The 25,741-nt window shown below is 61.7% G+C and carries 19 protein-coding genes and 2 pseudogenes; 13 read left to right on the top strand and 8 right to left on the bottom strand.

Going from position 1 to position 25,741, the window contains the following annotated elements; all coding sequences use genetic code 11:
* Positions 1-104 precede the first annotated feature (104 nt).
* The 3 genes and pseudogenes from BN1959_RS06430 to BN1959_RS14340 form a co-directional block, all read right to left on the bottom strand.
* A pseudogene (locus BN1959_RS06430) lies at positions 105-1,151 on the bottom strand (transposase); the annotation flags it as partial.
* Between the two features lie 316 nt (positions 1,152-1,467).
* Entirely contained in the window at positions 1,468-2,349 is an 882-nt protein-coding gene (locus tag BN1959_RS06435) for a M48 family metallopeptidase (protein WP_053947869.1), read from the bottom strand.
* Between the two features lie 189 nt (positions 2,350-2,538).
* Positions 2,539-2,865 (bottom strand): HalOD1 output domain-containing protein, encoded by a 327-nt coding sequence (locus tag BN1959_RS14340; RefSeq protein WP_079978733.1) that lies wholly within the window; start codon positions 2,863-2,865, stop codon positions 2,539-2,541.
* Positions 2,866-3,117: 252 nt separating this feature from the next.
* Here BN1959_RS14340 and BN1959_RS14345 point away from each other — a divergent pair, with 252 nt between their 5' ends.
* Complete coding sequence (locus BN1959_RS14345; RefSeq protein WP_079978619.1) at positions 3,118-3,573, top strand: zinc ribbon domain-containing protein; 456 nt, start codon at positions 3,118-3,120, stop codon at positions 3,571-3,573.
* Positions 3,574-3,575: 2 nt separating this feature from the next.
* The gene (locus BN1959_RS06440) at positions 3,576-4,184 is read left to right on the top strand and encodes a TetR/AcrR family transcriptional regulator (RefSeq protein WP_053947870.1); all 609 of its coding nucleotides are present in this window, start codon (positions 3,576-3,578) and stop codon (positions 4,182-4,184) included.
* A gap of 1,467 nt (positions 4,185-5,651) precedes the next feature.
* Here BN1959_RS06440 and BN1959_RS06450 read toward each other — a convergent pair.
* Positions 5,652-6,269 (bottom strand): TetR/AcrR family transcriptional regulator, encoded by a 618-nt coding sequence (locus tag BN1959_RS06450; protein ID WP_053947871.1) that lies wholly within the window; start codon positions 6,267-6,269, stop codon positions 5,652-5,654.
* Positions 6,270-6,441: 172 nt separating this feature from the next.
* Between BN1959_RS06450 and BN1959_RS06455 the strand changes: the two genes are divergently transcribed.
* From BN1959_RS06455 to BN1959_RS06470, 5 genes are all read left to right on the top strand, one after another.
* On the top strand, positions 6,442-7,041 hold the full coding sequence (locus BN1959_RS06455) for a TetR/AcrR family transcriptional regulator (protein ID WP_053947872.1): 600 nt from the start codon (positions 6,442-6,444) through the stop codon (positions 7,039-7,041).
* Positions 7,041-8,540, top strand: a complete 1,500-nt coding sequence (locus BN1959_RS06460) for an MATE family efflux transporter (RefSeq protein WP_053947873.1) — start codon at positions 7,041-7,043, stop codon at positions 8,538-8,540. Before BN1959_RS06455 ends, BN1959_RS06460 begins: the two co-directional genes overlap by 1 nt.
* Positions 8,541-8,545: 5 nt before the next feature.
* Positions 8,546-9,343, top strand: a complete 798-nt coding sequence (locus BN1959_RS14355; RefSeq protein ID WP_079978620.1) for a polyprenyl synthetase — start codon at positions 8,546-8,548, stop codon at positions 9,341-9,343.
* Between the two features lie 445 nt (positions 9,344-9,788).
* The gene (locus BN1959_RS14360; RefSeq protein ID WP_079978621.1) at positions 9,789-10,643 is read left to right on the top strand and encodes a transcription initiation factor IIB family protein; all 855 of its coding nucleotides are present in this window, start codon (positions 9,789-9,791) and stop codon (positions 10,641-10,643) included.
* A gap of 107 nt (positions 10,644-10,750) precedes the next feature.
* A complete protein-coding gene (locus BN1959_RS06470; RefSeq protein ID WP_053947875.1) occupies positions 10,751-11,485 on the top strand; it encodes a CBS domain-containing protein in 735 nt (244 codons plus the stop codon).
* A gap of 193 nt (positions 11,486-11,678) precedes the next feature.
* Here BN1959_RS06470 and BN1959_RS06475 read toward each other — a convergent pair whose 3' ends face one another.
* Complete coding sequence (locus BN1959_RS06475) at positions 11,679-14,534, bottom strand: DEAD/DEAH box helicase (protein WP_053947876.1); 2,856 nt, start codon at positions 14,532-14,534, stop codon at positions 11,679-11,681.
* A gap of 102 nt (positions 14,535-14,636) precedes the next feature.
* On the opposite strand from BN1959_RS06475, the gene BN1959_RS06480 reads away from it, so the two are divergent.
* The 4 genes from BN1959_RS06480 (at position 14,637) to aroC (ending at position 20,004) form a co-directional block, all read left to right on the top strand.
* Positions 14,637-15,902 (top strand): Zn-dependent hydrolase, encoded by a 1,266-nt coding sequence (locus BN1959_RS06480; RefSeq protein ID WP_053947877.1) that lies wholly within the window; start codon positions 14,637-14,639, stop codon positions 15,900-15,902.
* Positions 15,903-16,095: 193 nt separating this feature from the next.
* Complete coding sequence (gene aroA, locus BN1959_RS06485) at positions 16,096-17,415, top strand: 3-phosphoshikimate 1-carboxyvinyltransferase (protein WP_053947878.1); 1,320 nt, start codon at positions 16,096-16,098, stop codon at positions 17,413-17,415.
* Between the two features lie 76 nt (positions 17,416-17,491).
* The gene (locus BN1959_RS06490) at positions 17,492-18,754 is read left to right on the top strand and encodes an alkaline phosphatase family protein (protein ID WP_053947879.1); all 1,263 of its coding nucleotides are present in this window, start codon (positions 17,492-17,494) and stop codon (positions 18,752-18,754) included.
* An 86-nt stretch (positions 18,755-18,840) separates the two neighbouring features.
* Positions 18,841-20,004 (top strand): chorismate synthase, encoded by a 1,164-nt coding sequence (gene aroC, locus BN1959_RS06495; RefSeq protein WP_053947880.1) that lies wholly within the window; start codon positions 18,841-18,843, stop codon positions 20,002-20,004.
* Here the strand turns inward: aroC and BN1959_RS06500 are convergent.
* The 3 genes and pseudogenes from BN1959_RS06500 to BN1959_RS15480 all read right to left on the bottom strand — a co-directional run.
* Positions 20,001-20,597: a CAP domain-containing protein gene (locus BN1959_RS06500; RefSeq protein ID WP_079978623.1), complete on the bottom strand. Its 597-nt coding sequence runs from the start codon at positions 20,595-20,597 to the stop codon at positions 20,001-20,003. The two genes, aroC and BN1959_RS06500, sit on opposite strands and share 4 nt — an antisense overlap.
* Positions 20,598-22,433, bottom strand: coding sequence for a hypothetical protein (locus tag BN1959_RS06505; RefSeq protein WP_154018228.1), 1,836 nt, complete (start codon positions 22,431-22,433; stop codon positions 20,598-20,600).
* Between the two features lie 627 nt (positions 22,434-23,060).
* Positions 23,061-23,351, bottom strand: a pseudogene (locus tag BN1959_RS15480) (PKD domain-containing protein); the annotation flags it as partial.
* A 138-nt stretch (positions 23,352-23,489) separates the two neighbouring features.
* On the opposite strand from BN1959_RS15480, the gene BN1959_RS15485 reads away from it, so the two are divergent.
* Positions 23,490-23,717, top strand: coding sequence for a hypothetical protein (locus tag BN1959_RS15485; RefSeq protein WP_053947883.1), 228 nt, complete (start codon positions 23,490-23,492; stop codon positions 23,715-23,717).
* A 132-nt stretch (positions 23,718-23,849) separates the two neighbouring features.
* The gene (locus tag BN1959_RS06515; protein WP_053947884.1) at positions 23,850-25,739 is read left to right on the top strand and encodes a 2-oxoacid:acceptor oxidoreductase subunit alpha; all 1,890 of its coding nucleotides are present in this window, start codon (positions 23,850-23,852) and stop codon (positions 25,737-25,739) included.
* Positions 25,740-25,741 lie beyond the last annotated feature (2 nt).

Genomic DNA, 25,741 nt, shown 5'->3' on the forward strand with positions numbered 1-25,741 from the left:
AGTAGTTCGAGCGATGGTCACTCGGTAAGTCGATTCTGTTCTGTGTTCGGGCGATTGTGGACTCACCAACTCCCAGAATTCCCAGTTTCATTTGTAGCCTTAAAAGGACGCGAAGAATGTGCTAACTGGACGGTGGCCCACTGGTAGGCGTATTCGTCGGTCTTCTCTTTCGTGCCGATGATCTCGTCTTCGTGGCCCGTTCTATTGCCGGTGAACGGGTCAGCCTCGGCGATATCGATTGCGACGATCCCGCCTCGGAAAAACTCCTCTGTCTCCGCGACTTCGCTCAGGAGCCTATTGACCGCCTGTCGGTACATCTCGCGGATCTCCGCGATGGAGAGGTCACGAATGTGGTCGCGGTGGACATGTCCGAGTGGTGTCCGCTCACGAGTCGACTCGTAGGTGAAGCTACGAGCGCTCTCGTTCGCAGCCAGTCTCTCACGGAGTCCGAGATAGGTCTGCAAGCCCCAGTAGGCGTTCTCGTGGATTTCACAGCCGTCCCCACGGTCCAACGAAAACGCCGGGAACACGATGCGGCTGACGTGGTCAGTGATCTTCTCTGCCTGCTCCAACGTAGTTTGATCATCCGGGTCTGACTCACCAGACTCGTTCCCGTGGTATCGGAGCTTTCGTGCCGGCTCATGCGGAACCGCGACACCTGCATTCTGTGCTTTGATGAGAATCGTTCGAGCCGCTGTCTCGACAGTCTCTCGGAGGTCAGCGGAGAACCGCTGGTGCCAACTTCGCCACAGTGTTGACTGCTCTGGGATCGTCTCGAACCCCAGTTGCTCACAGAGTACAGGACGGTTCTCTAGGTAGTCGACGAGAGCTGTTTCGTACTCCCATCCGTGGAGTTCTTTCAGTACGAACACCCGAAAGAGCGTGGCCATCTCGTATCGTGTGGGCCCGGTGTAGCGATCCTCGGCGTCAAAGACGACATAGGCCAACGGGAGCGAGCAGACGAACTGCTCGACGGAGGTATGGTCATCGTGTCTGAACCACGTTGTAGAGACGATACGAACGTCCGATTCTAGACCAGCAAGCGACGTCCGATCGTACAACGGTGCCGAATCGTACGCCGGCCAATCAGTATGCGAACGTCTTGCGATCCGTCGGAAGACCACCCGACGAGACCCCGGGATTGCCGTCATATTCACTACCTCAGTATCTCTTATCGATGAGTTTCTCTGAAACTATAGAGATACAGATGTGTTGGCGGACCAGTCAGGCATACGTTTGATACGCGATAAAGAGCGCAATAGCGAGACATACGACACCGAGTCCACGAATGAGCCACGTCCACTGGTCGGAGAGCGAGTCGTGCTTGTCTGTGCCGTAGTCACCACGACGTCGACGGGTCGGGCCAACGAATACGGACAGTCGGAGTGTTGTTTGTGGGGCGACAATCAACACAACACCGAGCAGGACGCCGAGAACGACTGCGAGAAGTTCGCGGACCCCGGGCATCTACGAGCGGAGCCGCTGGATACGCTTCTCCATGGGCGGGTGCGTGGAGACGATTTGTTGGAGGAAGCCACGGTCAGAGCTGGAGATACAGAGTGCGCTCACCTGCTGATCAACGCTCGCGTCGCGGGAGCGCTGCCTCCCCCGCCCGCGGCCGCGCCGATTAGCCGACCCAGGGCTGCGCTGGGCACGTCCAGCCGACTGTTGGGCCTGCTGGTTGCCCTGGTGAATTTTCTCAAGCGCGCGAGCGAGTGGTTCGCCCTTCCCGATGACATCCCTGGCGTCGGCGTCGGCGACGTATTCGCGGTACCGGGAAATCGCGAGCACGAAGATCATCACGACGAACTGGACGATGTTCCCGACGACGACCGCGAGGAAGAAATCCGCGAGGTCGTTCTCACCAGTAAACAACACGATGTACTGCGCAACGATAGCGACGATGGATGCGATGCCTTGACCGAGTTGCATCGTGATGACGTCGCGATTGTCGATATGGGCGAGTTCGTGGGCAATGACGCCTTCGAGCTCGCTTCGGTCAAGCAGTTGAATGAGTTCCTGAGAGATGACCACGGTTCCGTTTCCACGGCGACCGACCGCGAACGCATTCGGAACGCCCATACTGGCGATTTTCAACGACGGTTTCTTCATGCCCTTCTCTCGACAGACGCGCTCAACGAACTGATGAATCTCTGCGTATTGGGTCTCAGGCAGGTCTTCGGCCCCGACGCTCCGTAACGCGGCCCACTTGCCCACTTTATACTGGATTCCGATCAAGAGGATGCTGCCGACGATGGCAATCGGGAGGATGCCCTCGCCGAACGCGACCATCGCTGCGGCGACGGCCACGAGGTAGAACCCCGCGAGAAGTGCACCGACGAGGGCCATCCGTATTTTGAGTCCAAAATTTCGCATGTAAGTTATGTTGTAGAGGTGGTCTCGGGGGTGTACGCAGTTTCGGCGCTGGTTGGTTCATCAACCCGATTCAGTCTCCGGGTGACGATCGTTCGATTGAGTCCGGCCGTCAATCCTCTAACGGGCCTGCAGTTCGCGGTGGATCTTTGCATATGTGTGTGATTAGTCAATCGCGTTACGTTCTCGATCAGTGAGGCTAACCAAGAGCTGCCCGTCGCTGTGAACCGAGACGACACACTCGGAGAGAACGAACTTGACCACTCCAGTAGATGCTGTCGACGCTCCGTCAGCATCCCCGAACAGTTGACTGAGCGCGAACGCATGCGCCCGGTCGTAGCGGGAGGCGACTGCCGAGCGGGCATCGCCGGTAACGGTTGACACTGCATCGGTGACGGCTTCGTAGAGGGGTGTCTCATTGCCCCAGCGAGCCAGGTAGCTGCCGTGCCACGATGCTGCCAGTTCGTCAGCGGGCCGAGATTCGTCGGTCATTGTGTATTCGGGCGCTCCGGTTTGCGCCACGGGCCTTACTGAACGTTCGGTAAGTATCAATCTTTCCCCCTCATCTCACGGTAGAGTAGGTCGCCTCAAACCAAGCAACTCTTCAGCCACAATTTTCCATCTGCCAACTATACGGCTTAAAACTAATTCACTCGGATATATAGTGGATCTTATTATGCCTTTGGGAGTGGCCTTTCCAGTTAGACGAAGAGTTTAATGCCTACCGAACGTTTAGTCAGTAGTATGGGACAAGTCTCGCTCAGAAACAATCCACTACTTGCTGCACTCCTGGGAACAGTAGTCACCGGACTTGGCCACTTCTACCTCCGCCGCTGGCTGAGAGCGCTTGGATGGCTAGGACTCACCGTAGCTGCTTCAGTTCTGTTCGTCCCCGAGTCAACGATATCCGCGCTTAGTTCGGGTACGCTAACCGATCCATTCTCGATTCCATTCTCGATAGTCCTGATCAGTGCCGCTAGTGCCCTTGACGCGTATCTCATCGCGAAAGTTAGAAGACAAACCGAAAGATTCCAAGCAAACAATACTGTCGGGTCAGCAGGGGCTGAAGAATCTCCAGCCTGTCCTGCCTGCGGAAAACCGGTCGATCCCGATCTCGGATTCTGTCACTGGTGTACAACCGAATTCAACGTTGTCGACGTCTCCAAACTAGAACGGATCGACGAGAATCAATCGAACTGACAATGACTTCTGATTCACCCAAACAGCACTGGAGCACCGGCGAAGAAGAGATTATGGAAGCCACCTATCGAGCACTACTCAAGCACGGTTACGCCGACCTGTCGATCTCCCGAATCGCCGACGAACTCGATAAATCGAAGGCTGCTATCTACTACCATTACGACACGAAAGACGACCTTCTGGTCGCGTTTCTCGAGTTCGCCGTCGATAGATTCGAAGAGACGATCGAGACAGAGACAGGCGAGGAACCGCCAGAAGATCTTGAACACGTCATTGAGAAGCTCCTCCCGCTTCAGCCCGACGAGGAGCAACGCCAGCTCCAAGCGGTGCTAGTCGGCCTCCGTTCCCAGGCCGTGACGAACGGGGTATTTCGTGAGCAATTCACCCAGATCGATGAACGACTGGCGGCCACCGTCCGGAGCATCGTCGAACGCGGCATCGACGACGGCACTTTCCGTGATGTCGATCCGTCGCGGGTCGCAGAGCATATCCTAGCGACGATCAACGGCGCGAGGTACGGTCGCGTGACGACAGACCGCAAAAGCGCCGTGGCGGCAGCACGCGTCTCGCTGGCCTCGTATATTGACTCGGAACTGAGGCGTCGCTCATGATTAGGCGCGATGTCAACTCGAGTACGTACTTACGCTGTGGCTCATCTCGCTTGTCTACGCGACATCCGAGACAGTCGTACATCACTATCCACCGGATGCATTCGGACGGCCCTCGGTCGGCGTCCTCCTCAGCGCAGTCCTCGGCGGCGCCCGCTGGCGCGGCGAACGATAGCTCGATCGCGGGCGTGAGGGAAGCGGAAGCAGCGTCATTTATTTACTACACCCACCGCGCGTCGAGCACGTACCGGTAGATACTGCTGACGACGATGCTATCGCCGTTACCGATCAGATACGGGGTACTCTCTCACTCAACGAGGGCAAAGAGCACCGTGGCCCGACTAGGGATCGGAGTCCCCACAACGACGAATCTGTGGATTTACGGTGCGAGCGGACCGCTCGAAAGGTTAGGAAGGAAGCACCGGACTATCGGTCGATGCCCCAGCACCGACAGCTGCGCCCCCGAGATCGTTGTTGACAAAACCAATCCCCGTTTACCCAACCGGTCTCAGAGCGTCCCAGCGTAGTCGTCGACACCGTATTTCAAGCGAGCGATTACGTGCCGTACTTCAGGGTCGAGTTCAACTGGTTTCTCTCAGTTGTCGTCGCCCTAGTGCTAAGCAGGGCAATATCGTGGATTCGAACGGTATTCGGAAAGAGTATCCGAGTCATTTAAGTACACCTGACTAATTAGTTAGTAAGTGCGTGCGGAACAGGCTTCATTACCCATGAGTGAGTCACAAAGATCGCTGAGAAATACGGTACAGGCGTGGAACCAAGACGGTGGTCTCTATGTCGTCCTTGGCTTGATCGCGGCGATACTCTCGCTCGTGTTTATTCCCTTGTTTGGCCTCCTCGCCATGTATTGCGGGTACAAGCTATACGATACTCAACAGAAAACAGTACTGTCTATCCTGATGGCCGGGCTCGGCGGATTTGGGTTTCTGTTCTGGGTCTACTTCCTCACTACAGTATAAGCTCCCGAAATGATGACCGCTCCATCTCCCGAGCCAGATATCGCGGCGGCAAGTGATTGCCGTAATGGAGACGGCTAGTACCGCTGATCGTAACGCGATTGCTGAAATCCGCGAAACTATCGCGCACAAACCGTACCTTCAAACCCTCGACTAACGACATTCATATTCTTGGATCAGTGGAAGCATTCGTGGATCTGAGTGGACAATACCGTCCGTACATCATTTTGAAATATTTTGATAGCTAACGATGTGTGCTGCCCCACCGGGATTTCGGAAACACAAATCAACGAATCATCGACAGAGAAGTCAGAGGTACGTTGGGTAGGCGATTACGTTCCCGTTCCAATTCCCGTCTACGGCGTACTCAACGCCATGCTGTTTGCTGGGTAATGCACAATGGCGGTGAGCGATATTCTCGTGCTGTCCTGACCTCTGCTTGAATTCAAAGACCAGAATATACCCTTCGAGTCCTGTATCTAGCTGGCTCTCCGTTCTATGGATCTCCGCTTCCGCCTGTGTCAGCTCTGAGGACGGCGTTCACGTATTCGTCCGCGGTTCGTCTGGCCGTTGCGAGGGTTTCAGTCTCGTCCAGAACGACTGCTCGAGTGCGCCCCCCGTCGACGATGGTCATAAGTGCCCGTGCTACGTGTTCGGAGTCCACGTCAGTGAATGTGTCTTCACTGATGCCGTGATCAATCACGGTCCTGAGCAGGTACTGGACGTACTCGTCGTTCTGCTGGAATCGGTCGGCGAACGCTTCCTTGTACGGCGCTTGACTCCGCATCTCCAGCATTGCGATCAACAAGTCGTGGTGGTCCTCCGGAGCAACGAGCAGCTTGTCGAGTAGAAGTTCCAATCGCTGTTCGGGAGCTGTTGTCTGAACCTCATGGATCGTCTCGCCGAATTGGTCAAGGACATAGTCCAGAAACGCGACGAGGAGATCATCTTTTGTGTCGTAGTGGTAATGAACGGCAGCGGTCGATTTCCCGTACTCCTCGGCAATACGTTTGATCGTGAGATCTGCGTATCCGTGGTCGCGAAGCGCACGATAGGTCGCACGCATAATCTCCTCGTCAGGATCTGACGAAGTCCGATCCGGCGGGTCGGCCATTAGTAGAATATTCGTCCTGCTCCCAATAACAGTTTTGACACACTCGTCAGAACCGGTGGCGCGATATCCTCCCGTAGCGGTTGGGTTAGATGGAAGTATCGATAGCCCCCGGTTGGGTTTTGTACTCCCGAAGGCTTTTGACTAATCGGTTAGTAAGTAGGATATCGACTACATGGCAGACGACCCAGCCACCGAGATCCTGGACGCCACGTACCGTGCCCTCTGCGAGCATGGGTACGCGAATCTTACACTCCAGGATATCGCTGCCGAAGCAGACGCCAGCAAGTCGTCCATCCACTACCACTACGATTCAAAAGACCAGTTGTTCGTCACCTTCCTCGACGACCTGTACGAGCGATTTACCGACCGAGTGGACTCTCCCGAGGGAAATACGCCCAACGAACAGCTTGAAGAGCTCCTTCAGGTTCTACTGACTACCGACGCTGAGCCGCCTCTGAGAGAGTTCCGAACCGCAATGCTCGAACTGAAGGCGCAGGCCCCGTACAATTCGACTCTACAGGAACGTCTCACCGACTTCGATGAGTTCCTGATCGAACAATTGCGAGAAATACTCGCGGCTGGCATGGACGACGGTGAGTTCGACGACGACATCGAGCCAGCCCGCGACGCAGAATTCCTCGCAACGACAATCACCGGCGCACAGACTCGCCATGTCACAATCAACCAGTCCTCTGACCAACTCTACGATACGATGACCAAATACATCGAGCGACATCTACTCGCCGACGAGCAACCGGAGGCTGGACGGTAATGGGGTTGTTCAGCCGTATTGGTTCGCTGTTCAAGGGCCCAGAAGAGTTCGACCTCACATCGGGTGGCATCGCGAAACCACTGTTTTTTCTCTCGATGCCGATCGTCGTCACGAACCTCTTCCAGACCGCGTACAATCTGGCGGACACGTTTTGGCTGGGCCAGTACAGCACCGATGCACTAGCGGCGATCAGTTTTGCGTTCCCGATGGTGTTCCTGCTTATCTCACTGGGAATGGGGATTTCAGTCGCAGGAAGCGTCCTCGTCGCCCAGTTCACGGGCGCTGACGAGGAGCGGGAAGCCGAGTACGCGGCGTCTCAAACCGTGACCTTCGCAGTCATCGCGTCGGTGATTCTCGGCGCCATCGGATACTTCGCCATCGAAGACTTCCTCGCAGTAATGGGCGCGTCACAGGACGTCCTGCCGCTAGCGACGAGTTACATGGAGGTCATCTCACTGGGGCTGCTGTTTATGTTCGGTTTCGCGGTGTTCATCGCGTTAATGCGAGGGTACGGTGATACCATCACCCCGATGCTGGTGATGTTCGGGTCGGTCGTCCTGAATATCGTCATCGACCCATTCCTAATCTTCGGGTTCGAGAACAACCCCGTTTTCGGGATATTCGGGCTTGGTAGTCTCGAATCCACGCTATTCGCCGTAACCGGCTACACGGGTTCCGGTATTACTGGTGCGGCACTTGCAACTGTCTTTTCCCGCGGGCTCGCGCTGGTCGTCGGCCTTGCAGTCATGTTCCGAGGGACACGCGGCGTCCAGATCCACATCCGTGATATGGTTCCGAACCTCTCCTATCTGCGACGCCTCGTCCGGATCGGGTTACCTGCTTCGATCGAGGGGATGGGCCGAGCGCTGTCGATGAACCTGCTGCTGTTCATTGTCGCGTTGTTCCCGGACGCGGTCGTCGCTGCTTACGGTATCGGCACGCGGGTCTTCTCGGTTATTTTCCTCCCCGCCATCGCGGTTGCTCGGGGAGTGGAGACAATGACCGGCCAAAATATGGGTGCGGACAAGCCGGACCGTGTCGAAAAAGCGGCGGGGCTGGCGTCGAAAGTGCTCTTCACCGTCCTCACGGTCGCGGGGGTCGTTGTCTTCTTCGTCGCGGCACCCATCGCCGACGTGTTCACGACCGACCCCGAGGTCGTCGATATCGCCGCTCAGTTCCTTCGCTACGTCGCGTTGACCTTCGGGTTCATCGGGATTATGCGAGCCTATACGGGCAGTTTCCGCGGTGCCGGCAAGACGCTCACCGCGGCGGCGATCTCCGTGCTGATGCTCGGGATTATCCGGTTCCCGATTGCATGGATCGCCTCTGGACCACTCGGTGAGCGCGGAATCTGGCTGTCGTTCGCGATTTCGAACGTCGTTGGAGCGATCATCGCCTATGTATGGTACCGGCGCGGCACGTGGCGCGAGAGTGACTTGACCGAATCCAAAGTCGACCTCGACGAGACCAGTGTCGAGACAGCAGCAGGTGATGACTGAAACCGATGACTGACACAGAGCCTGTCCACCCCTCACAGATCGAGCGCCACTTTGAACAGGTGCTCAGCACCGGGGACGAGGCCAATCTCCCGCTCGTTCACGATGTACTTGACGATAGCCCCGACAGATGGTACGGACAGTTGGTGGTGACCGTATACGATTCATTGTCAGACCACCAGGACCGTGAGGATGTCCTTTCTTACGCCGCCGCGGTCGAATTACTCCGGGGATACGTTCGTCTCCGAAATCGGCTACTCCTCACTCTCACTGATAAACACGCGCATTCGCTTACGCTGGATCCGACAGCAGCACTGCTGGCCGGGGATTACCTGTATACAGCGGCATTTTCGTCACTCCGTTCAAGACCCGACTCTTCGTCGAGCGACTGTTTCGAGATACTGACAACAATCCTCGAAACCGTCACGGAGGCATTTGCGCGCACCTACACCGCGGCCGGATCCACAGATCACGACCAAGCGAAATTTCTCGATGACACTGCGGGGAGTCTCGGTGAAGGTGCGGCGGCCCTTGGAGCGGCGCTGGCTGGTGTCGACGAACCGGTTCGCCGACACTGCGAACGACTCGGTCGCGGGCTCAGTACCGCCCGACAGATCAACTACGTGCTCGATACGAATCCAACTGAGGCGATGATTGTCCCGCCCACGTTCGACGAGTCACAATTTCGTAGGTATGCAGAACAGCGGCAAGATGACGCTGCTCAGGCTCTCGACACCCTGTCAGAGACTGTCAACGTAACGCGTCTGCAAGCGTTCGCCGATGTGACTGTAACGGGACACGACTAACAGAGCTCAGCCACTAATGACGACGCACTCGATTAACGTCCCGGACGCCTGGCAGATTCACACTGCAAACGGACGATACGAGGAGACGATGTTCGAGTTCCAATTCGAGAGCCCTGCGTCTACTGCCCTGTCTGTACGACTCGTAGGGCAGAGTAGTACTGAGCACGATGCCATCTATACTATTACCGTCGTCATTGACGATGGAGAAGAACACTCAATGATTGCTGGCGAGTGTACGTCAGAAGCGGAGGCGATGAAGACGACCGAGGAGTTACTGCGCTCCCTCCAGCGGTCATTCCGCGCTGAGGCTCGGACTCTTGACGAACTCGACGCCGAAACGTTAGAAGCGATAGTCGGTCGATATCGGTACGGCACACTCAGATATCGAATCCGAGCGACCCTTGATTCGTTCCAGAACTTACGGGAAAATGATTAAACCTAGAAGATGACCACGAAATTTGAAGGCGCCGTCCTCGAAAACTTAGCGTCAATCCAACAGGCCCTCAATCTGGAAGCGAACATTCAGCAGTATGGTGAACTACTGGTTTCAGAACTCACGACACGAGAACTGCAGATCCGATTCCCAGCCCGTACTGCCGCAGCATGCTACCTCATTGCGTGCCGCTTGCAAGAGGTTCCGATTCGTGTGACCAGAATTGCTGAAACCTCTACTGCTACTAAATCAGAAATCCTCAATGAAATGCAACGGGTCTCAGACGCATTGGATCTCGGGATCCCGAATGACGATCCAACTGTGATCCTCGAAGAGGCGTGTGAGGACCTTTCGCTCTCCGCCGACATCCAAGCTCGCGCACAACAGGTAGCACAATTGGGTGTCGAAGCCGGAGTCACCAGTGGCGTCTCCCCATATTCGTATGCAGCAGCTGTGCTCTACATCGCTAGTTCAGCTGCCGAACCCGACCTCTCTCAGGCTGACATCGCCGAACAATTCGGCGTATCTACAGCCTCCCTCCGAGAGAGACGTGACGACTTGCTCGAAGCAACCGGGAGCCACCTATTCGAACTTCAATATCCGACAGCACCGCCCGAAGCCACATGGTTGGTTGACAACCTACTCTCCTACGCACGGACTGCACAATGGGCAAAGGGCAAGCGTCATATGGGTGTTCTCGCTGGAGCGTGGTTGTACGCAGTGAACAGGCATCATGTCGATGCCAACGTGGCGGAACTCGCAGATATAACCGGTGTGAGTAAGTCGACCATTCGTGCCCGCTATCGAGATCTCATCGAGCACGTTGGAACTGCTGATACCGGCCTAGATAGTAGGGATAGTGTTTGAGTAATCTACTGAAATGCAGAATTGATTATTCTCTTGTATGGACATAGCAGTCATTTGGATACGGACGGAAACGCATAGTTAGCTACGGGCCAACCTTGTGAGCATCCATGTACACAATCGCTGACCTGCCCATCGAGAACACCCTCCAGACTGTCAAATACGACCTCGGGCTCGAATCGGCTCTCCGTCAGATGTTCGAGAACAGCTACACCCAGATCGGTGTCGAACGTGACGGTGAGTTAGTCGGGATTGTCACCTACAGGTCCGTGGTCCGGACCCTCCTTGCATTCCAGCGGCTGGAGGTCGGGCACAAAACGCTCGATAAGATCTCGGTCGGAGCGGCCGTCGAAGATGCACACACCATCAGTGAAGACGAGAACCTTCTCGCCGTATTCAATGCACTCGCAGAATACACGTACATCGTGGTCGATCGAGACGACGAGTGGCGGATTCTAACCGACTACGACCTCCTGACACGACTGAAACAGATGCTTGAGCCGTTTCTGTTGATCGAGTCCATCGAGATGCAGTTGCGCGAGATTTTCACGCGAGTGTTCGGTGATGCGCTGTCGGAGCAGCTAGCCGAAACGTTCGACGAGGAACACCCACTACCAACGCCAGCGTCGATCGAGCATTGCAGTTACGCACACTATGCCCAATTCATCTCGATTCATTGGGGGGAATTTGAGTCGCTCTTTGATGATCAACAGGACGTGATCCGCGAGTTAGTGCTTGAAATCGGGGATATGCGAAATCAGCTCTTCCACTTTCGAGTCGACGACCCGGACGAATTTGACCGAGATTTGCTTCGCTTCGGTCAGTCGTACTTTTCCTCCGTGTAACTTCTGAGTTCGTGCGCTGGGGGGTCATGAGTATCATACGGCTTGACGGCAAATCGAGCAACTGGCTTGGGCTCTATGCATTGAGAGAGCCAGTCTCAACTACTGTACCGCGTCGCGTGCCGATCCAGTACGTGCTCCGAAGGGAACGATTAGCCAACCGAGACGCTACCCGCCCCAGGGAAGGGGAACCAGGTCACCAGAAGTTCTTGGTCCGTGCGTACTGCCGCTCCTGCTCCAGGATATCCCGGTAGAAGTCGGCCTCGTCCTCGCGGAACTTCGCGATGATCCGCGCCGCCGTCTGCGGGCCGACTCCGCGAGCGGCCAAGGCTCGAACCGCCTTCATCCCGTGCTCCTGCACGAGGTTGGCGGACTTGAACGCCTTCCGCGTCATGCGGTCCTGCTCGCCGTCTTTCTCCTCGGCTCGGGTCGCCTTCACGACCTCGTCGGCCCACGGATTGAGTGCCGCGATCCGGGTCGAACCACACTTCGGACACTCGATCGGCTCGCGAATCTTCCCCACCTCCTGCCGGCGGTTCCAGTCCTTGCAGTGGACGCAGAACAGCAGCACGCGGTCTCCCTCCAGCCGGTCGCGGACAGTCTGGATTACGCTGGCGTCGGCGTCGTCGGGGACGAGGAACTCCCCGCCGGTCGAGCGCCCGCCAGCGCCGATGGGCGTCCGCTCGCGGGCGGTCGTCAGGTCGACGTCGCCGTCGTCGGACTGAATCGCGTCCAGCAGGTCTTTCGTCTCTTCGAGGGACAGATCCTCGTGGAACACCTGTCGGAGCGCCTCCTCGTAGATGGGCGTGTCCTCCAGCGCGGCGAGCAGCCGGTCCGCACCGAAGCGACCCTGCCCCTGATAGCGCTTGAGCGCGCCGAACTTCGCGGCGACGTGGCTGAGCGTGAACTTCAGCGCGTCGGAGTTCTTGAGCGCGAGTTCGATGATCGCCTCGACGTGGCTCGGATCAGTCTCCCGTAGCACCTCGTCGAAGGCCGCGATGCCCACGCCGCTGGGAACCTCGAACTCGACACGGTATGGGTCGACCTCCATCCCGACCGAGGAGCCCGTCCGCTGTCCGACTAGCGCCGAACAGAGCTTCCCGAGCGTCTCGTTCACCTGGTGGCCGTACGGGCTGTTGAGCACGACCGTCCGACCCTGCGACTCGAGAACCAGTCGCTCCGCGGTGGGTACCGGCGCGCCGGCGTCGACCTGTCGTTCGACCGGTTCCAGCGCAGTCTCTGCCGTCCCGGCGTCGACCGGGTAGCGGTTAGTGAACTCCGACGCGACCGCCGAGAGCCTCCCGCCAGCCTCGAACTGCTGGGCCGCCACCTCGCGGTGCTCGCCGACCTCGTTCGCGACGGCCGCGGGCACGGGGATCTCCGAGCCGACCCACGTCGGGACTTCGCCGCCGGGGTCCTGCACGGGCGAGACTTCGACGCGCTCCTCCTCGTCGTCGACGCGGTCGACGCGCCACATCTCGCCGCGCTGAACGAACACCGATCCTGGTTCGGCGAAGTTGACGACGAACCGCTCGTCCAAGCTCCCGATCCCGCGACGGGAGGAGACGTCGTACACTTCGTACTTCTCCTCGTCGGGGATCATCGAGAGGTTCGCGTAGTAGTACTGCCACGTCCCGCCGGAGCTCTCGATGCGGTCGTGGTCCTCCTCCAGCCAGAGCAGCCGGTTCGAGGAGAGCTCCCGGACCACCTCGCGGAACGTCGATTCGGGGAGGTCGCGGAACGGGTAGGCGCGGGTGATCCGCTCGTACGCCTCGCGGGCGTCGATCTCCCCCTCGTCCATCAACAGGCCGACGATCTGGTTCGCGAGCACGTCGAGGCTGCCTTCGTGGATGCCAGCCGGTTCGACTTCGCCGGCGACGGCGCGGCGGGCGATCGCCATCGCCTCGCTGGCGTCGTCGGGGTCGGCGACCACGACCGTGCCGTTCGAAACCTGGTCCCGGCGGTGGCCCGCGCGACCCACGCGCTGGAGCAGCCGTGCGACCTCTCGCGGGGAGCCGTACTGCACGACGTGATCGACCCGCCCCACGTCGATCCCCAGTTCCATCGACGACGTACAGACGAGCCCGTCGATCTCGCCGGCCTTGAACGCCTCCTCGACCTCGATCCGGGCGTCCTTCGAGAGCGAGCCGTGGTGGATACCGATCGGCGCGTCGAGGCTCTTGAACCGCGAGCCCAGCGCCTCGGCGGTCTGACGTGTGTTGACGAACACGAGCGTCGACTCGTTCTCGGCGACCACGTCCCGGACGAACCGGACGTGGCTGGCGATCTCGGGCTCGGTCGCGAGCTCGCCTGCCAGCTTCCGGTCGGACTCGGTGATCTCCGGCCGAACGACGTCGATGTCGATCTTCGACCCGGCGTCGACCTCGACGATCCGGTAGTCCCGTTGGGTGCGGTGTTCGCCCTGTACGGCACCGGTGAGGAACTTTGCGACCTCGTCGGGGTCGCCGACGGTCGCCGAGAGGCCGATCCGCTGGAACGGCCCGGAGAGCTCCCGCACGCGCTCCATCGCGATCGTCAACTGTGCACCGCGCTTCGAGGCCGCGAGTTCGTGGACCTCGTCGACGATCAGGTGTTCGACGTCCGACAACACCTTCCGGAGCTTCTCGCCGGTCAGCATCGCCTGCACCGTCTCGGGGGTGGTGATCAGCACGTCCGGCGGGTCGTCCGCCTGCTTGCTGCGCTGGTAGTCGGTCGTGTCACCGTGGCGGACGTCGACTTCCAGGCCGAGCGTCTCGCCCCACCACTCCAGCCGGTCGAGCATGTCGCGGTTCAGCGCCCGGAGCGGGGTGATGTACAGCGCCGAGATGCCGTGGCGCTCCTCGGCGGACGCGATCCGATCGAGCACCGGGAGCATCGCGGTCTCGGTCTTGCCAGTCCCGGTAGGCGCGATCACGAGCGCGTTCTCCCCCGCGGCGAGCGGGGGGATCGCCCGCCGCTGTGGCTCCGTCGGCGTCGAGAACCCCCGTTCGGAGAGGGCCTCCCGAACCGCCGGACCGAGGCGGGTGAACGCGTCGACGCCGGCGTTCTCCATTCGTTTCGAGCCAGGCGGTCGGCGGGGTTAAGCACCACGCCTCCGGTGGGCTCGTCCGCCGCGAGAGGTACTGGTAAGGCGCCTGCCCCGCCACGGTCGGGCATGGAGATCGACGCCGACCGCCTGCGGAGAGATATCGAACGTAACGCGGAGCACGGGGAGATCGAGGTCGACGAGGGGCGCGGCCGGACGGTCCTCACCGGAACCGACGCCAACCGCGCCGCTCGTGAGATGTTGGTCGATCGGATGGAAGCAGTCGGACTGGACGTGACCGTCGACGCCGTCGGAAACATCGCGGGAACGTGGACGCCCGAATCCGCCGACCCCGACGCCGCACCCGTCGCGGCGGGGAGCCACGTCGACTCCGTTCCGGAGGGCGGCATCTTCGACGGCCCGCTGGGAGTGTACGCGGCGCTGGAGGTAGTCCGGGCGATGCAGGACGCCGGCGTCGAGCCGTCGCGGCCGCTGGTCGTGGTCTCCTTCGCCGAGGAGGAGGGCCAGCGCTTCGCCGACGGCTTACTGGGTTCGTCGGTCGCCGTCGGCGAGCGAAGCGTCGAGGAAGCGCTCGCGATCGAGGACGGAGAGGGAATCAGCCTCGAGGAGTCCCTCGAACGGATCGGCTTCCGCGGCGAGGGTCGGCTCGATGCCAGCGACTGGGCGCCGTGGTACGAGCTCCACGTCGAACAGGACACCCAACTGGAACGCGAGAACGTCTCGGTCGGCGTGGTGACCACGATAACCGGGATCACCCACTGCGAGGCCGAGATCGTCGGGGAAGCGAACCACGCCGGCGCGACGGCCATGGACGACCGGACCGATGCGCTCGCCGCCGCGTCGGAGGTGGTGCTGGACGTGGAAGCTGCCGCCAACGACGTGGTTGAGTCCGAAAGCGAGTCCGCGGTCGGCACCGTGGGCTCGCTCTCCGTGTCGCCGAACGCGACCAACGTCGTCCCCGGGAGCGTCGAACTCGGGATCGACGTTCGGGACGTGGAGTACCAGTCGATGCAGACGATCGTCGAGGCCACGCGATCCAGCCTCGCGATCGTCGAAGCCGACCGCGGCGTCGAGACCTCGTTCTCGCGACCGTTCGACCTCGAACCGACCCCGATGAGCGAGTCGCTCCGCGCGGCGGCTCACCGCGCGGGCGAGGCGGCCGGGATCCGGACGATGGACCTCCACTCCGGCGCCGCACACGACACGATGCACGTCGCCGACGTGACCGACGCCGCGCTGCTGTTCGCCCCATCGCGGGGCGGCATCAGTCACAACCCGCGGGAGTGGACGGACTGGGACGACTGTGCCAGCGCAGCGCAGGTGCTGGCCGGGGCGATGGCGGAGTCGGCCGGCGCCGACGCCGCCAGGGAGTAGGCGCCGTCGACGCCCAGCGCAGTCGCTGGCGGCCCGACGCGAACAGGCGGCCGAATTTCGACGCGGGACGGCTGGCCGCACAACCGCAAACCGTCCCGCGGTGAGTCTCAGATCACGCTGGGAGTGGTCCCGTCATCCTACTTCAAAAGCTGGCTCCGGTGGACTCATCCCCCCGGCAGCCACAGGGGCGGGCATGAAGAAACACGTCTCACGATCCCGAGTCGCCGGCCGCTGTCGCGCGCCGCCGTCGAAAAGCTACACCCACCGTGCGATCCTCGCCGCAGGCTACGCCGACGAGGCGACCGTCGAGAACCCGCTCGTCAGCGCCGATACCCGGGCGACGATGCGCGCCGTCTCGGCGTTCGGCGGCACGGTCGACCGCTCGCGACTCGACGCCGGCACGCTCACGGTCGAGGGATTCGACGGCCGTCCCGCCGTCCCCAACGACGTAATAAACTGCGAGAACTCCGGGACCACGACCCGATTGGTCACGGCGGCGGCTGCCCTCGCCGACGGACTGACGGTACTCACGGGCGACGACTCGCTTCGCTCCCGCCCCCACGGCCCGCTGCTCGACGCGATCGGGGACCTCGGCGCACGCGCCGAGAGCACCCGACGGAACGGGCAGGCACCGCTCGTCGTCGGTGACTCACTCTCGGGCGGGACCGTCTCGATGCCCGGCGACGTCTCCTCACAGTTCATCACCGCGCTGCTGATGGCCGGCGCCGTCACCGACGGAGGGATCGAGATCGACCTCGAGACCGAGCTCAAGTCGGCGCCGTACGTCGAGATCACGCTCGAGGTGCTCGACGCGTTCGGGGTCGACGCCGAGCACACCGACTCAGGGTTCCACGTCCCCGGCGGACAACAGTACGCCCCTTCGGGGGGGAGCTACGCGGTGCCGGGGGACTTCTCCTCGATCTCCTACCTCGCCGCCGCGGGCGCGGTCGCCGCAGACGGGGGTGAAAGCCCGGATGGGGACGAGGGTGTCGTCGTCGATGGGGCCCAGCCGAGCGCGCAGGGCGACACCGCGATCGTCGAAATCCTCGACCGGATGGGCGCCGCGATCGACTGGGACCGCGATGCCGGCGAACTCCACGCCGCGGGCGGCGACCTCTCCGGGATCGAGGTCGACGTGGGCTACACGCCGGACCTGCTCCCCACGATCGCCGCGGTCGGCGCCGTCGCCGACGGCGAGACGCGGATCGTGAACTGCGAGCACGTCCGGCTGAAGGAGACCGACCGCGTGAGTGCGATGGCCGAGGAGCTCAGAAAACTCGGCGCCGAAGTGACCGAGGAGCAGGACACGCTCACGGTCCACGGCGGCCAGTCGGAGCTCGTCGGCACGGAAGTCGACGGCCGCGGCGACCACCGGATCGCGATGGCGCTGGCGGTCGCCGGCCTCGTTGCCGAGGGGACAACCACGATCGCGGGCGCCGAACACGTCGACGTGTCGTTCCCCGACTTCTGGCTCGTACTCGACGAGCTCGGCGGGAACGTTACTGACGCCTGAAGCGCCGGTATCCTCTTCGACGGCACCACTCGATCGGTGTCGGTACCGATTTATCGGTCGCTGTGGGACTCCCTCTGTGACAGATTTCGCACCCGACCTCCGCGGGGAGTGCGAGGAGAACGGGTACGTCTTCCCCGCGTACCGTGACCGCTGTTTCGCCGATGCTACCGAGAGCGCCCTCTCGCTGCTGTCGTCGGAGTTCGACCGGAACCTCCCCGACGACACGTTCGGTGATTTTTCTGACGATGTCGAGAACGTCGTCCTGCTCGTCGTCGACGGGTTCGGGCTGGACCAGTGGACCCGGCTCTCGGACGATCTCCCACTCCTCGACGCCTTCGAGACGGCCGGAACCGTAACGCCGTTGACCTCCACCTACCCCTCCGAGACGGCCGCGGCGATCACGACGCTCCACACGGGACTGCTCCCGGCCGAACACGGCCTGCTCGGCTGGCACCAGTACCTCGACTCCGTCGGCGAGTCGGTCCAGACCCTCCCGTTCCTCCTAGAGGACGGCACCCCGGTTCGTGAGGAGTACCCGCTCGCGGACCCGCGTGAACTGTTCGAGGGCGAGGCCATCTACGGCGACGCCGAGACGGCAGGCATCGATACCCACGTCACCCAGCCGGAGCACATCGCCGGCTCAGTCTCCTCCGAGCTCACGACCGCCGGCGCGGAGACGCACGGCTACTGGAACGTCGCCGACATGGCCGTCACGGTACGCGACGCCGTCGTCGAGGGGGGACCGACCCACGTCACGGCGTACGTCCCGAACGTCGACAGCATCTCCCACGTGACTGGGACCGAGGCCGACCGGTACGACGCCCAGGTGCGGATGGTGACTGAGGCGTTCCGTACGGGCTTCCTCGACAAGCTGGACTCCGAAACCGCCGGGGAGACGGCCGTCCTGCTCACCGCCGACCACGGCCACACCAACGTCGACGAAGGTCTCGCGGTCGATCTCTCCGTGTCAGAGGTGCAGGACTATTTCGTCCGAAACGACGATGGCGAGCCGATTCAACCGACGGGGGGCCCGCGAAACGTGCAGTTCCACGTCCGCGACGGGCGGGTCGAGGAGCTCCGGAGCCACGTCGAAACCGAAGCCGGCGGGGACGTGCTGACCTTGACGGAGGCCGAGTACCGCGATCGTGGCCTGTTCGGCAGCAACCACGCCGAGGCTAGCGCGACCTTCGACCGCCGCGCTCCGGATCTGCTGGCAGTCCATCGCGATCACGTGATGTGGTACGAACCGGACGACAAGATCGGCGTTCACGGCGGGATGGCCCCCGAGGAGATGCTGGTCCCCTTCGCCGCGGCACGAGCGAGCGACCTGCAGAACTGACCTCGTCGCTCGACCGACTTCGACGGCGTCGACGCCCGGGCGGCCGCTTCTGCAACGACTAAATGCACGGCTCACTACCACCACCCATGAACGGCAATCGCTTCGGGCGCCTGTTCCAGGTGACCACCTACGGCGAGAGTCACGGCCCGGGGATGGGGTGTACGGTGAGTGGCGTCCCCGCCGGCGTCGAACTCGACGAGGACGACATCCAGCGCGACCTCGACCGGCGCAAGCCCGGGCAGTCGATGATCACGACCAGTCGCGGCGAGCCCGACGAAGTGTCGATCCAGTCGGGGCTGCAGGACGGCTACACTACGGGCACCCCGATCGGGATGACGATCCAGAACAAGGACGCCCGTTCGGGCAAGTACGAGCCGTTCGTCACTGCGCCCCGGCCGAGCCACGGGGACTTCACCTACTCTGCGAAGTTCGGTACGCGGAACTGGGGCGGTGGCGGCCGCTCTAGCGCGCGCGAGACGGTGAACTGGGTCGCCGCGGGCGCGATCGCCAAACAGGTGCTCGAACAGAGCGATTACGACGTACAGATCAAGGCGCACGTCAACCAGATCGGTGACATCGAGGCGCCGGACGTGAGCTTCGAGCAGCTGCTCGAACACAGCGAAGAGAACGAGGTCCGCTGTGCGGACCCCGAGACCGCCGAGGAGATGCGGGAACTGATCGACGAGTACCAGGAAGCCGGTGACTCCATCGGCGGCAGCGTCGCGTTCGAGGCCCGCGGCGTCCCCCGAGGCCTCGGTGCGCCGCGGTTCGATAGCTTCCCGGCCCGGCTCGGGCAGGCACTACTCGCTGTCCCGGCGTCGACGGGCTTCGAGTACGGACTTGGCCGCGACGCGCGTGAAGTCACCGGCAAGGAGCGAAACGAGGACTGGGAGTTCCCCGACGAGGCGGATCCGGACCCGACGCCGGTCGGCAACGACCACGGCGGGCTTCAAGGCGGGATCACGACGGGACAGCCGATCTACGGCGAACTCACGCTTCACGCCCCGACCTCGATCCCGAAGACCCAGCGAACCGCGGACTGGGAGACCGGCGAGGAGAAGGAGATTCAGGTCGTCGGCCGACACGATCCGGTACTTCCGCCGCGAGCGGTCCCGGTGGTGGAGTCGATGCTCTACCTGACGGTGCTCGACTTCATGCTCCTCGGCGGCCGGATCAATCCGGACCGACTGGACGATAACCCGGGCGAGTACGACACGCCGTACCACCCGAGTAGCCCGCGGAACGACTAACCGCAGAGCTCCTGCGTTACGAAGACGGTCCCGTTCTCGTCGACGAAGACGCCGATCCCCTGGCTGTCGTAGTTCGAAGAGAGGGCGTTTTGGCGGTGAGAGGGGGAATTAAGTAGGAAATCGACAGCCGATTTAGAGGCTTTTTCGCTATTAGTTAGGAATTTATGAGTGTTCTCGACTATCTGTTGAGTCTTATGCTTGTAGATGTTCTGTCCTGAACGACCGCACTCCAACTCGTACTGTGCACGAAGTTCGGGATGCGTAGTCCCGTTAGGCCCGGTATGCGCAAAGTAGTCCCGCTTTGCCATGTCCCACGACTTGTACCGAGCAACGGCGTCCAGCGTTTCGTTCCGTTCGAGTGGCTCGACCCCGTTTTGGACCCGCCGTTCGTTCATCTTCTCGTGGATGAGGTCCTCTATCTGTTTCACGTCGACGTCGTACCGTGCCGACGATGGTGTCGTCGGCTGTCGCGGTGTCGGCTCCGTATCGGCCGTCGTATGTTCGGCCCCGTCGATAGCGTCAGGGACAGTTCCAACCCCTACGCAACCGCCGAGAACTACTAACACGCAAACCGTGATAATCCGAACCTTCATTCAGGCTTCCCCCTCACAGATGCTCGGCTCGTCTGCGTTCGGATCCGCGTCACACTCCTTCACGATCTTGGTCACGTTGCGTACGTTCCCAATCGGTTCACTGAACGCACGGGTTTGTTCCCACTTGTTGGCAGTTCGTTTCCATCGGTACACCTCCGTCTCCTCAAACACCGGGCGTTCCCATCGGACGTACTCGGTGCCGACCCGTACTTGCTTCTCGTACTCGTGGACCGCCACCTCGTCGTACGTCGCGCGGCGGTACCGATGGGAGTACTCCGTCTCCTCGACCGTTCGTTCCCACTCGTACACCGCATCGTACTCCGGAACGCGGTACTCGTACCGGTAGTCGTACTCCGGCTCACTCTCGGTTTCCCATTCGATGCAAACCGGTGGATCGAACCGATACGAGCGCTCGACACAGTACCGCGTCTCGTCGTACCCACTGACGTATCTATCGGACCGGCGGTACTCCCAGTGCTCGGGTGCACGGTAATGGGAGTAGACCCATTGCGTGTGGAAGCCGGTCAGCGTTCGACCGACTCGGTCCCCTCGCTCCCAGCCACTCCCGGCGGGTCGGCCCGCGGACCGCTCCGTTTCGGTCCGCTCGACGGTTCGGGGAACGGGTTCGACGTACTCCCAGTCGTCACCGAAAGCGTCACGCTGTGGCATTGTAGTATACTCCCAGCCGGCGAACACCCGCCGCTGGTCGACGTTCCGCTTTGCGACCTCCCACTCGCCACCAGGGTGATCCGTACTCCTCGTCGTTCGCCGTTCGGTGTCGAACTCGGTCGTTGTTCCGACACGCCGCCACTCCTGACCGGGACTGAGAGTTCCGCGCCCGTCGTCTGCTGGTGTTCGCATCGTCCTGGTGTCGGTCTGTTCACGGTCGATCCGGGCGACAGTCTCCCGTGTCCAATCATCGCCGGGGCTCTCGACAGCCTCGGTTCTGTACACTTCGGTTGTATTCCGCTCGTACTTCCAGACAGTGTACGTCGTTTGCGATACCCTCACGGGAACCGACGCTTTGTCCGGTGACCACGCGGGGTTTATCGAGAGATGATAATCACCGCCGGACGCGTACCGATGCTGAAAGTAGTGATAGTTCGTCTCCTCGATCGTGTCGGTGACGACCTCACCGTCGCCGAAGCTGATCACGATCCGTTTCCCGGTATGCGTGCCGTCGATCTGGTACTTCCCGTGGACGGTTCGCCCATCTATCTTCGTGATCTCGATCGGGTTGCCCAAGCCAGAGACACTTTCCCCCGAGGTTCTCCGTTGTACATCGAACGTCTTCGTGAGCGACTGTTCGTGCCCGTTCTGATCGGTGACGGTGAGCTGCACTTCGATCGTTCCGTCGTCGAACTCCATGTTCTCGAGCCCGTGGGAGACAGTCGCTCGTGCGGGGCTCCCGCTCGAACTGGTGCTAAGCAGGAACGTATCGTCAATCTGGTACTCAAACTGCAAGCGATCTGAATCAGTATCGTTTGCGACCCCGGTCAACATAGCTTGTCTTCCGTTTATCCCGCTAGGTGTGTCCCGCATTGTGAGATCCAAATCAAGGACTTCGGGAGCCCGTTGAGAGACTGGATTGGCCATTTCCGACCTTGAAGTCTCCTCGACCACCGTCACCTCCTTCTCCACCTTCGTCACCCCACCGTGCTCGTCGTGAACCGTCGCCTCGATCGTCACCGTGCCGTCGCGCTCTGGAATTCCGTCGAAACGGAACGACCGTGCCCACTCGCCGCTACCCGACGATAGCGTTCCGACCGGTTCCACGGCGCCAGCGTCGTCGGTCAAGCTCACCGAGGTGATCTGTCCGTCGGGATCGCTCGCCACGACTCGGTACTCCTTCGTCGAGTTCACGACCGCGACGTCGTCGCCCTCGATCCGGGCAGTCGGCGGCGTGTTCTGCACCTCGACGGTCTTCTGCAGTGTCGACGTCGCCCCGTTGTCGTCGACGACGATCGCGGTCACCGTCGCGGTCGTGCCCGGCGTACCGTCGACGGTCAGGGTTCGTGTCCCGCTCCGAAGCTCAGCCTGGCTTGGGGGCGAAGACGCGATCGACGTGGGGAGCCACCAACGGTCCACGATCTCGCCATCGGGGTCCGTCGCGTCGATACTGTAGCTGACCGCCGATCCCGATGTCACGTGCGACGGACCATCGATGTCGCCCGATGGCGGTTGGTTCGGGTCACCGCTCGTGCTGTCCGACTGCTGTGATGTCGACGACTCTTCCGGAGTTGGCGTCGGCTCGGCGGGGTCCGTCGGTCCCGGGGGGTCTGTCAGTTCTGGAGTTGGTGTCGGCTCGGAGGGGTCCGTCGGTCCCGGGGAGTCTGTCGATTCCGGCATCGACGTCGGCGATTCGGTTGCTGTTTCCGTCGGTGGCGGCCCCGACGCTTCCTCGACGTCGACGTACATCGTGTCCGCGTGGGTCTGCCCGTCGTCACCGGTGACCGTCAGTCGAACTTCGTACTGCCCGGGCTCGTCGGGGACGAACTGTGTGGTCATTGCGTCCGGGTCCGCGGGCGTCACCGTCTCGCCGCCGGGCGTCCGGATCAACCAGTCGTAGTCGACGATCTCGCCGTCGGGGTCGACGCTCCCGCCGCCATCGAGGTAGACGGTACTCCCGACCGTCGCCGATTGATCGAGCCCCGCGTCCGCGAGCGGGCGTCCATCGTCAACCGCCGCCACCGCGGGCGTCGGCAGGCAAGCGACCACGAGCAGGACTGCGAGCATGAGGGAGAGTCGTTTCATCTGACAGTGGGATCTTTCATCTCGTATCAGTACTTAAATTTCAGGAACGGATTTGCAGATTTGATAGACGGCGGGTTCGAAGAAGCTCCCGACGACGTGTCCGTGCGTTATTTATCACTCCACACCCGGAGTACGGGTATGCTCGAGAACGAGTCCTCGATGCCCTATCTGCTCGGGGGCACGATGACCGTCGGGACGGCTGTGCTACTCGTTGGGGTCGCACTGGGATCCGAGTTGGTGCACAGCGAACAGCTCACGCAGTTCGGTCAGCCGCTGCAGTTGGCAGGCGGCGCCGTGCTCGTTCTCGGCGTGCTCCTGTTCGCGCGCTACCTCGACGGACTCGCTGATCAGGAAGGCGGTCACTGAGCTGTCGGCCGCGATCGATCCCGCCGGCGGCAGTCTGTCACGGTCTTTTCTTGACAACTGATAGCAAGTGCTTTGGGCTCGGCGCGGGAATGTCCACGAAGACGCGACCGACCGTCGGTCGCCGTACCACTCATGACTGACGACGAACTCATCTGGCGGATCGCAGGAGGTTCCGGCGACGGGATCGCTTCGACCAGCCAGAACTTCGCGAAAGCGTTGATGCGGTCGGGACTGGACGTCTTCACCCACCGACACTACCCGTCTCGGATCCGTGGCGGTCACACGTACACCGAGGTTCGGGCCGCCCCCGAGGACGTGACATCGCGGGGCGACGGGTACGACTTCCTCCTCGCGCTCGGGGACTCCTTCGCGCGCAACCCACAGGAGGAGGCGTACTACGGGAAAGAGGAGATCAAACCGCTCTCGGAGAACCTCGACGATCTCCGGGAGGGTGGCGTGATCGTCTACGACTCCGGCCTCATCGACGCCGACGAGGTACCGAACTTCGACCAGCGCGTCGAGGAGAACAACTGGCACGTGTTCCCGCTGGACCTCCGCGGGCTGGCCCGCGAGAAGGGCCGCGAGGTGATGCGCAACACCGCCGGCGTCGGCGCTACCTGCGCGATCGCCGACATTCCCGTCGAGGCGATCGAGGAACTGATGACGGACGCGATGCCGGAGAAGATCCTCGAACCCAACCTCGAGATCCTCAACGAGGCGTACGAGGCGGTGCTTGACGACTACGACCTCTCCGGGATCGAAGTCTCCTGTCCGGAGGGCGAACACGAGGAGGAGCAGGTGCTCGTCAACGGCTCCGACGGGATCGCCTACGGTGCGTTCGACGAGGGCTGCCGGTTCATCGCCGGCTACCCGATGACGCCGTGGACGGAGGTGTTCACCATCCTCTCGAAGAACCTCCCCGAAGTCGGGGGGATCTCCGAACAGGTGGAGGACGAGATCGCCGCGGCGTCGCTGGCGATCGGTGCCGCCCACACCGGTGTGAAGGCGATGTCGGGCTCCTCCGGCGGCGGCTTCGCGCTGATGTCCGAGCCGCTCGGACTGGCGGAGATGTCGGAGACGCCGATCGTGCTGCTGGAAGCGGCACGAGCGGGCCCGTCGACGGGGATGCCGACGAAGCCCGAGCAGGCCGACCTGGAGCACGTCCTGTACACCTCACAGGGCGACTCCAACCGCGTCGTGTTCGCGCCCGCGGACCCTGCGGAGGCGTACGACCACGCGCGGAAAGCGTTCCAGATCGCCTACCAGTACCAGATCCCGTCGATCATCCTCTACGACCAGAAGCTCTCCGGGGAGTACCGCAACGTCCCGGCGAGCCACTTCGATCGGGACCCCAACCCGGACATCGGCAAGACGCTCACCGAGGACCAGATCGCCGAGGCACCGCACGAGCCCGGCGGGAAGCTCAAGCGCTTCCGGCACAATCCCGAGGACGGCGTCTCGCCGCGCTCGGTGCCGGGACAGAAGGGCGGGCGCTTCCTCGCGTCCGGCAACGAGCACAACGAGGCCGGCCACATCAGCGAGGACCCCGACAACCGCGTCGCGCAGGTCCACCGGCGGAGCCGCAAGCTGGAGTCGATCCGCGAGGAGTTGAACGAGGACGGCCTGAACGAGACGTACGGCCCCGAGGACGCCGATTACGGCATCCTGGCGTTCGGCAGCATGGTCGGCACCGTCGAGGAGGCGGTCGACCGACTCAACGCAGACGGCGAGTCCGTGAAGGCGCTCGCGGTCGGCGAACTGGCGCCGTACCCGGAGACAGAGGTTCGGGCGTTCATCGAGAGCGTCGACCAAGCGATGGTCGTCGAGATGAACTCCTCGGCGCAGTTCCGCGGCCTGACCCAGAAGCACCTGGGCGAGTACGGGCCCAAGCTGTCGAGCCTCCTGAAGTACAACGGCAACCCCTTCGAGCCTGCGGAAGTGGTCGAGGGGTTCCACAACACCGTCGACGGTGAGGAAGCGACCGATCACCAGACGACGTTCGTACCCGCGGCAGGTGACTGACC

This window comes from Halolamina sediminis, from assembly GCF_001282785.1.
Classification (GTDB): Archaea; Halobacteriota; Halobacteria; order Halobacteriales; family Haloferacaceae; genus Halolamina; species Halolamina sediminis.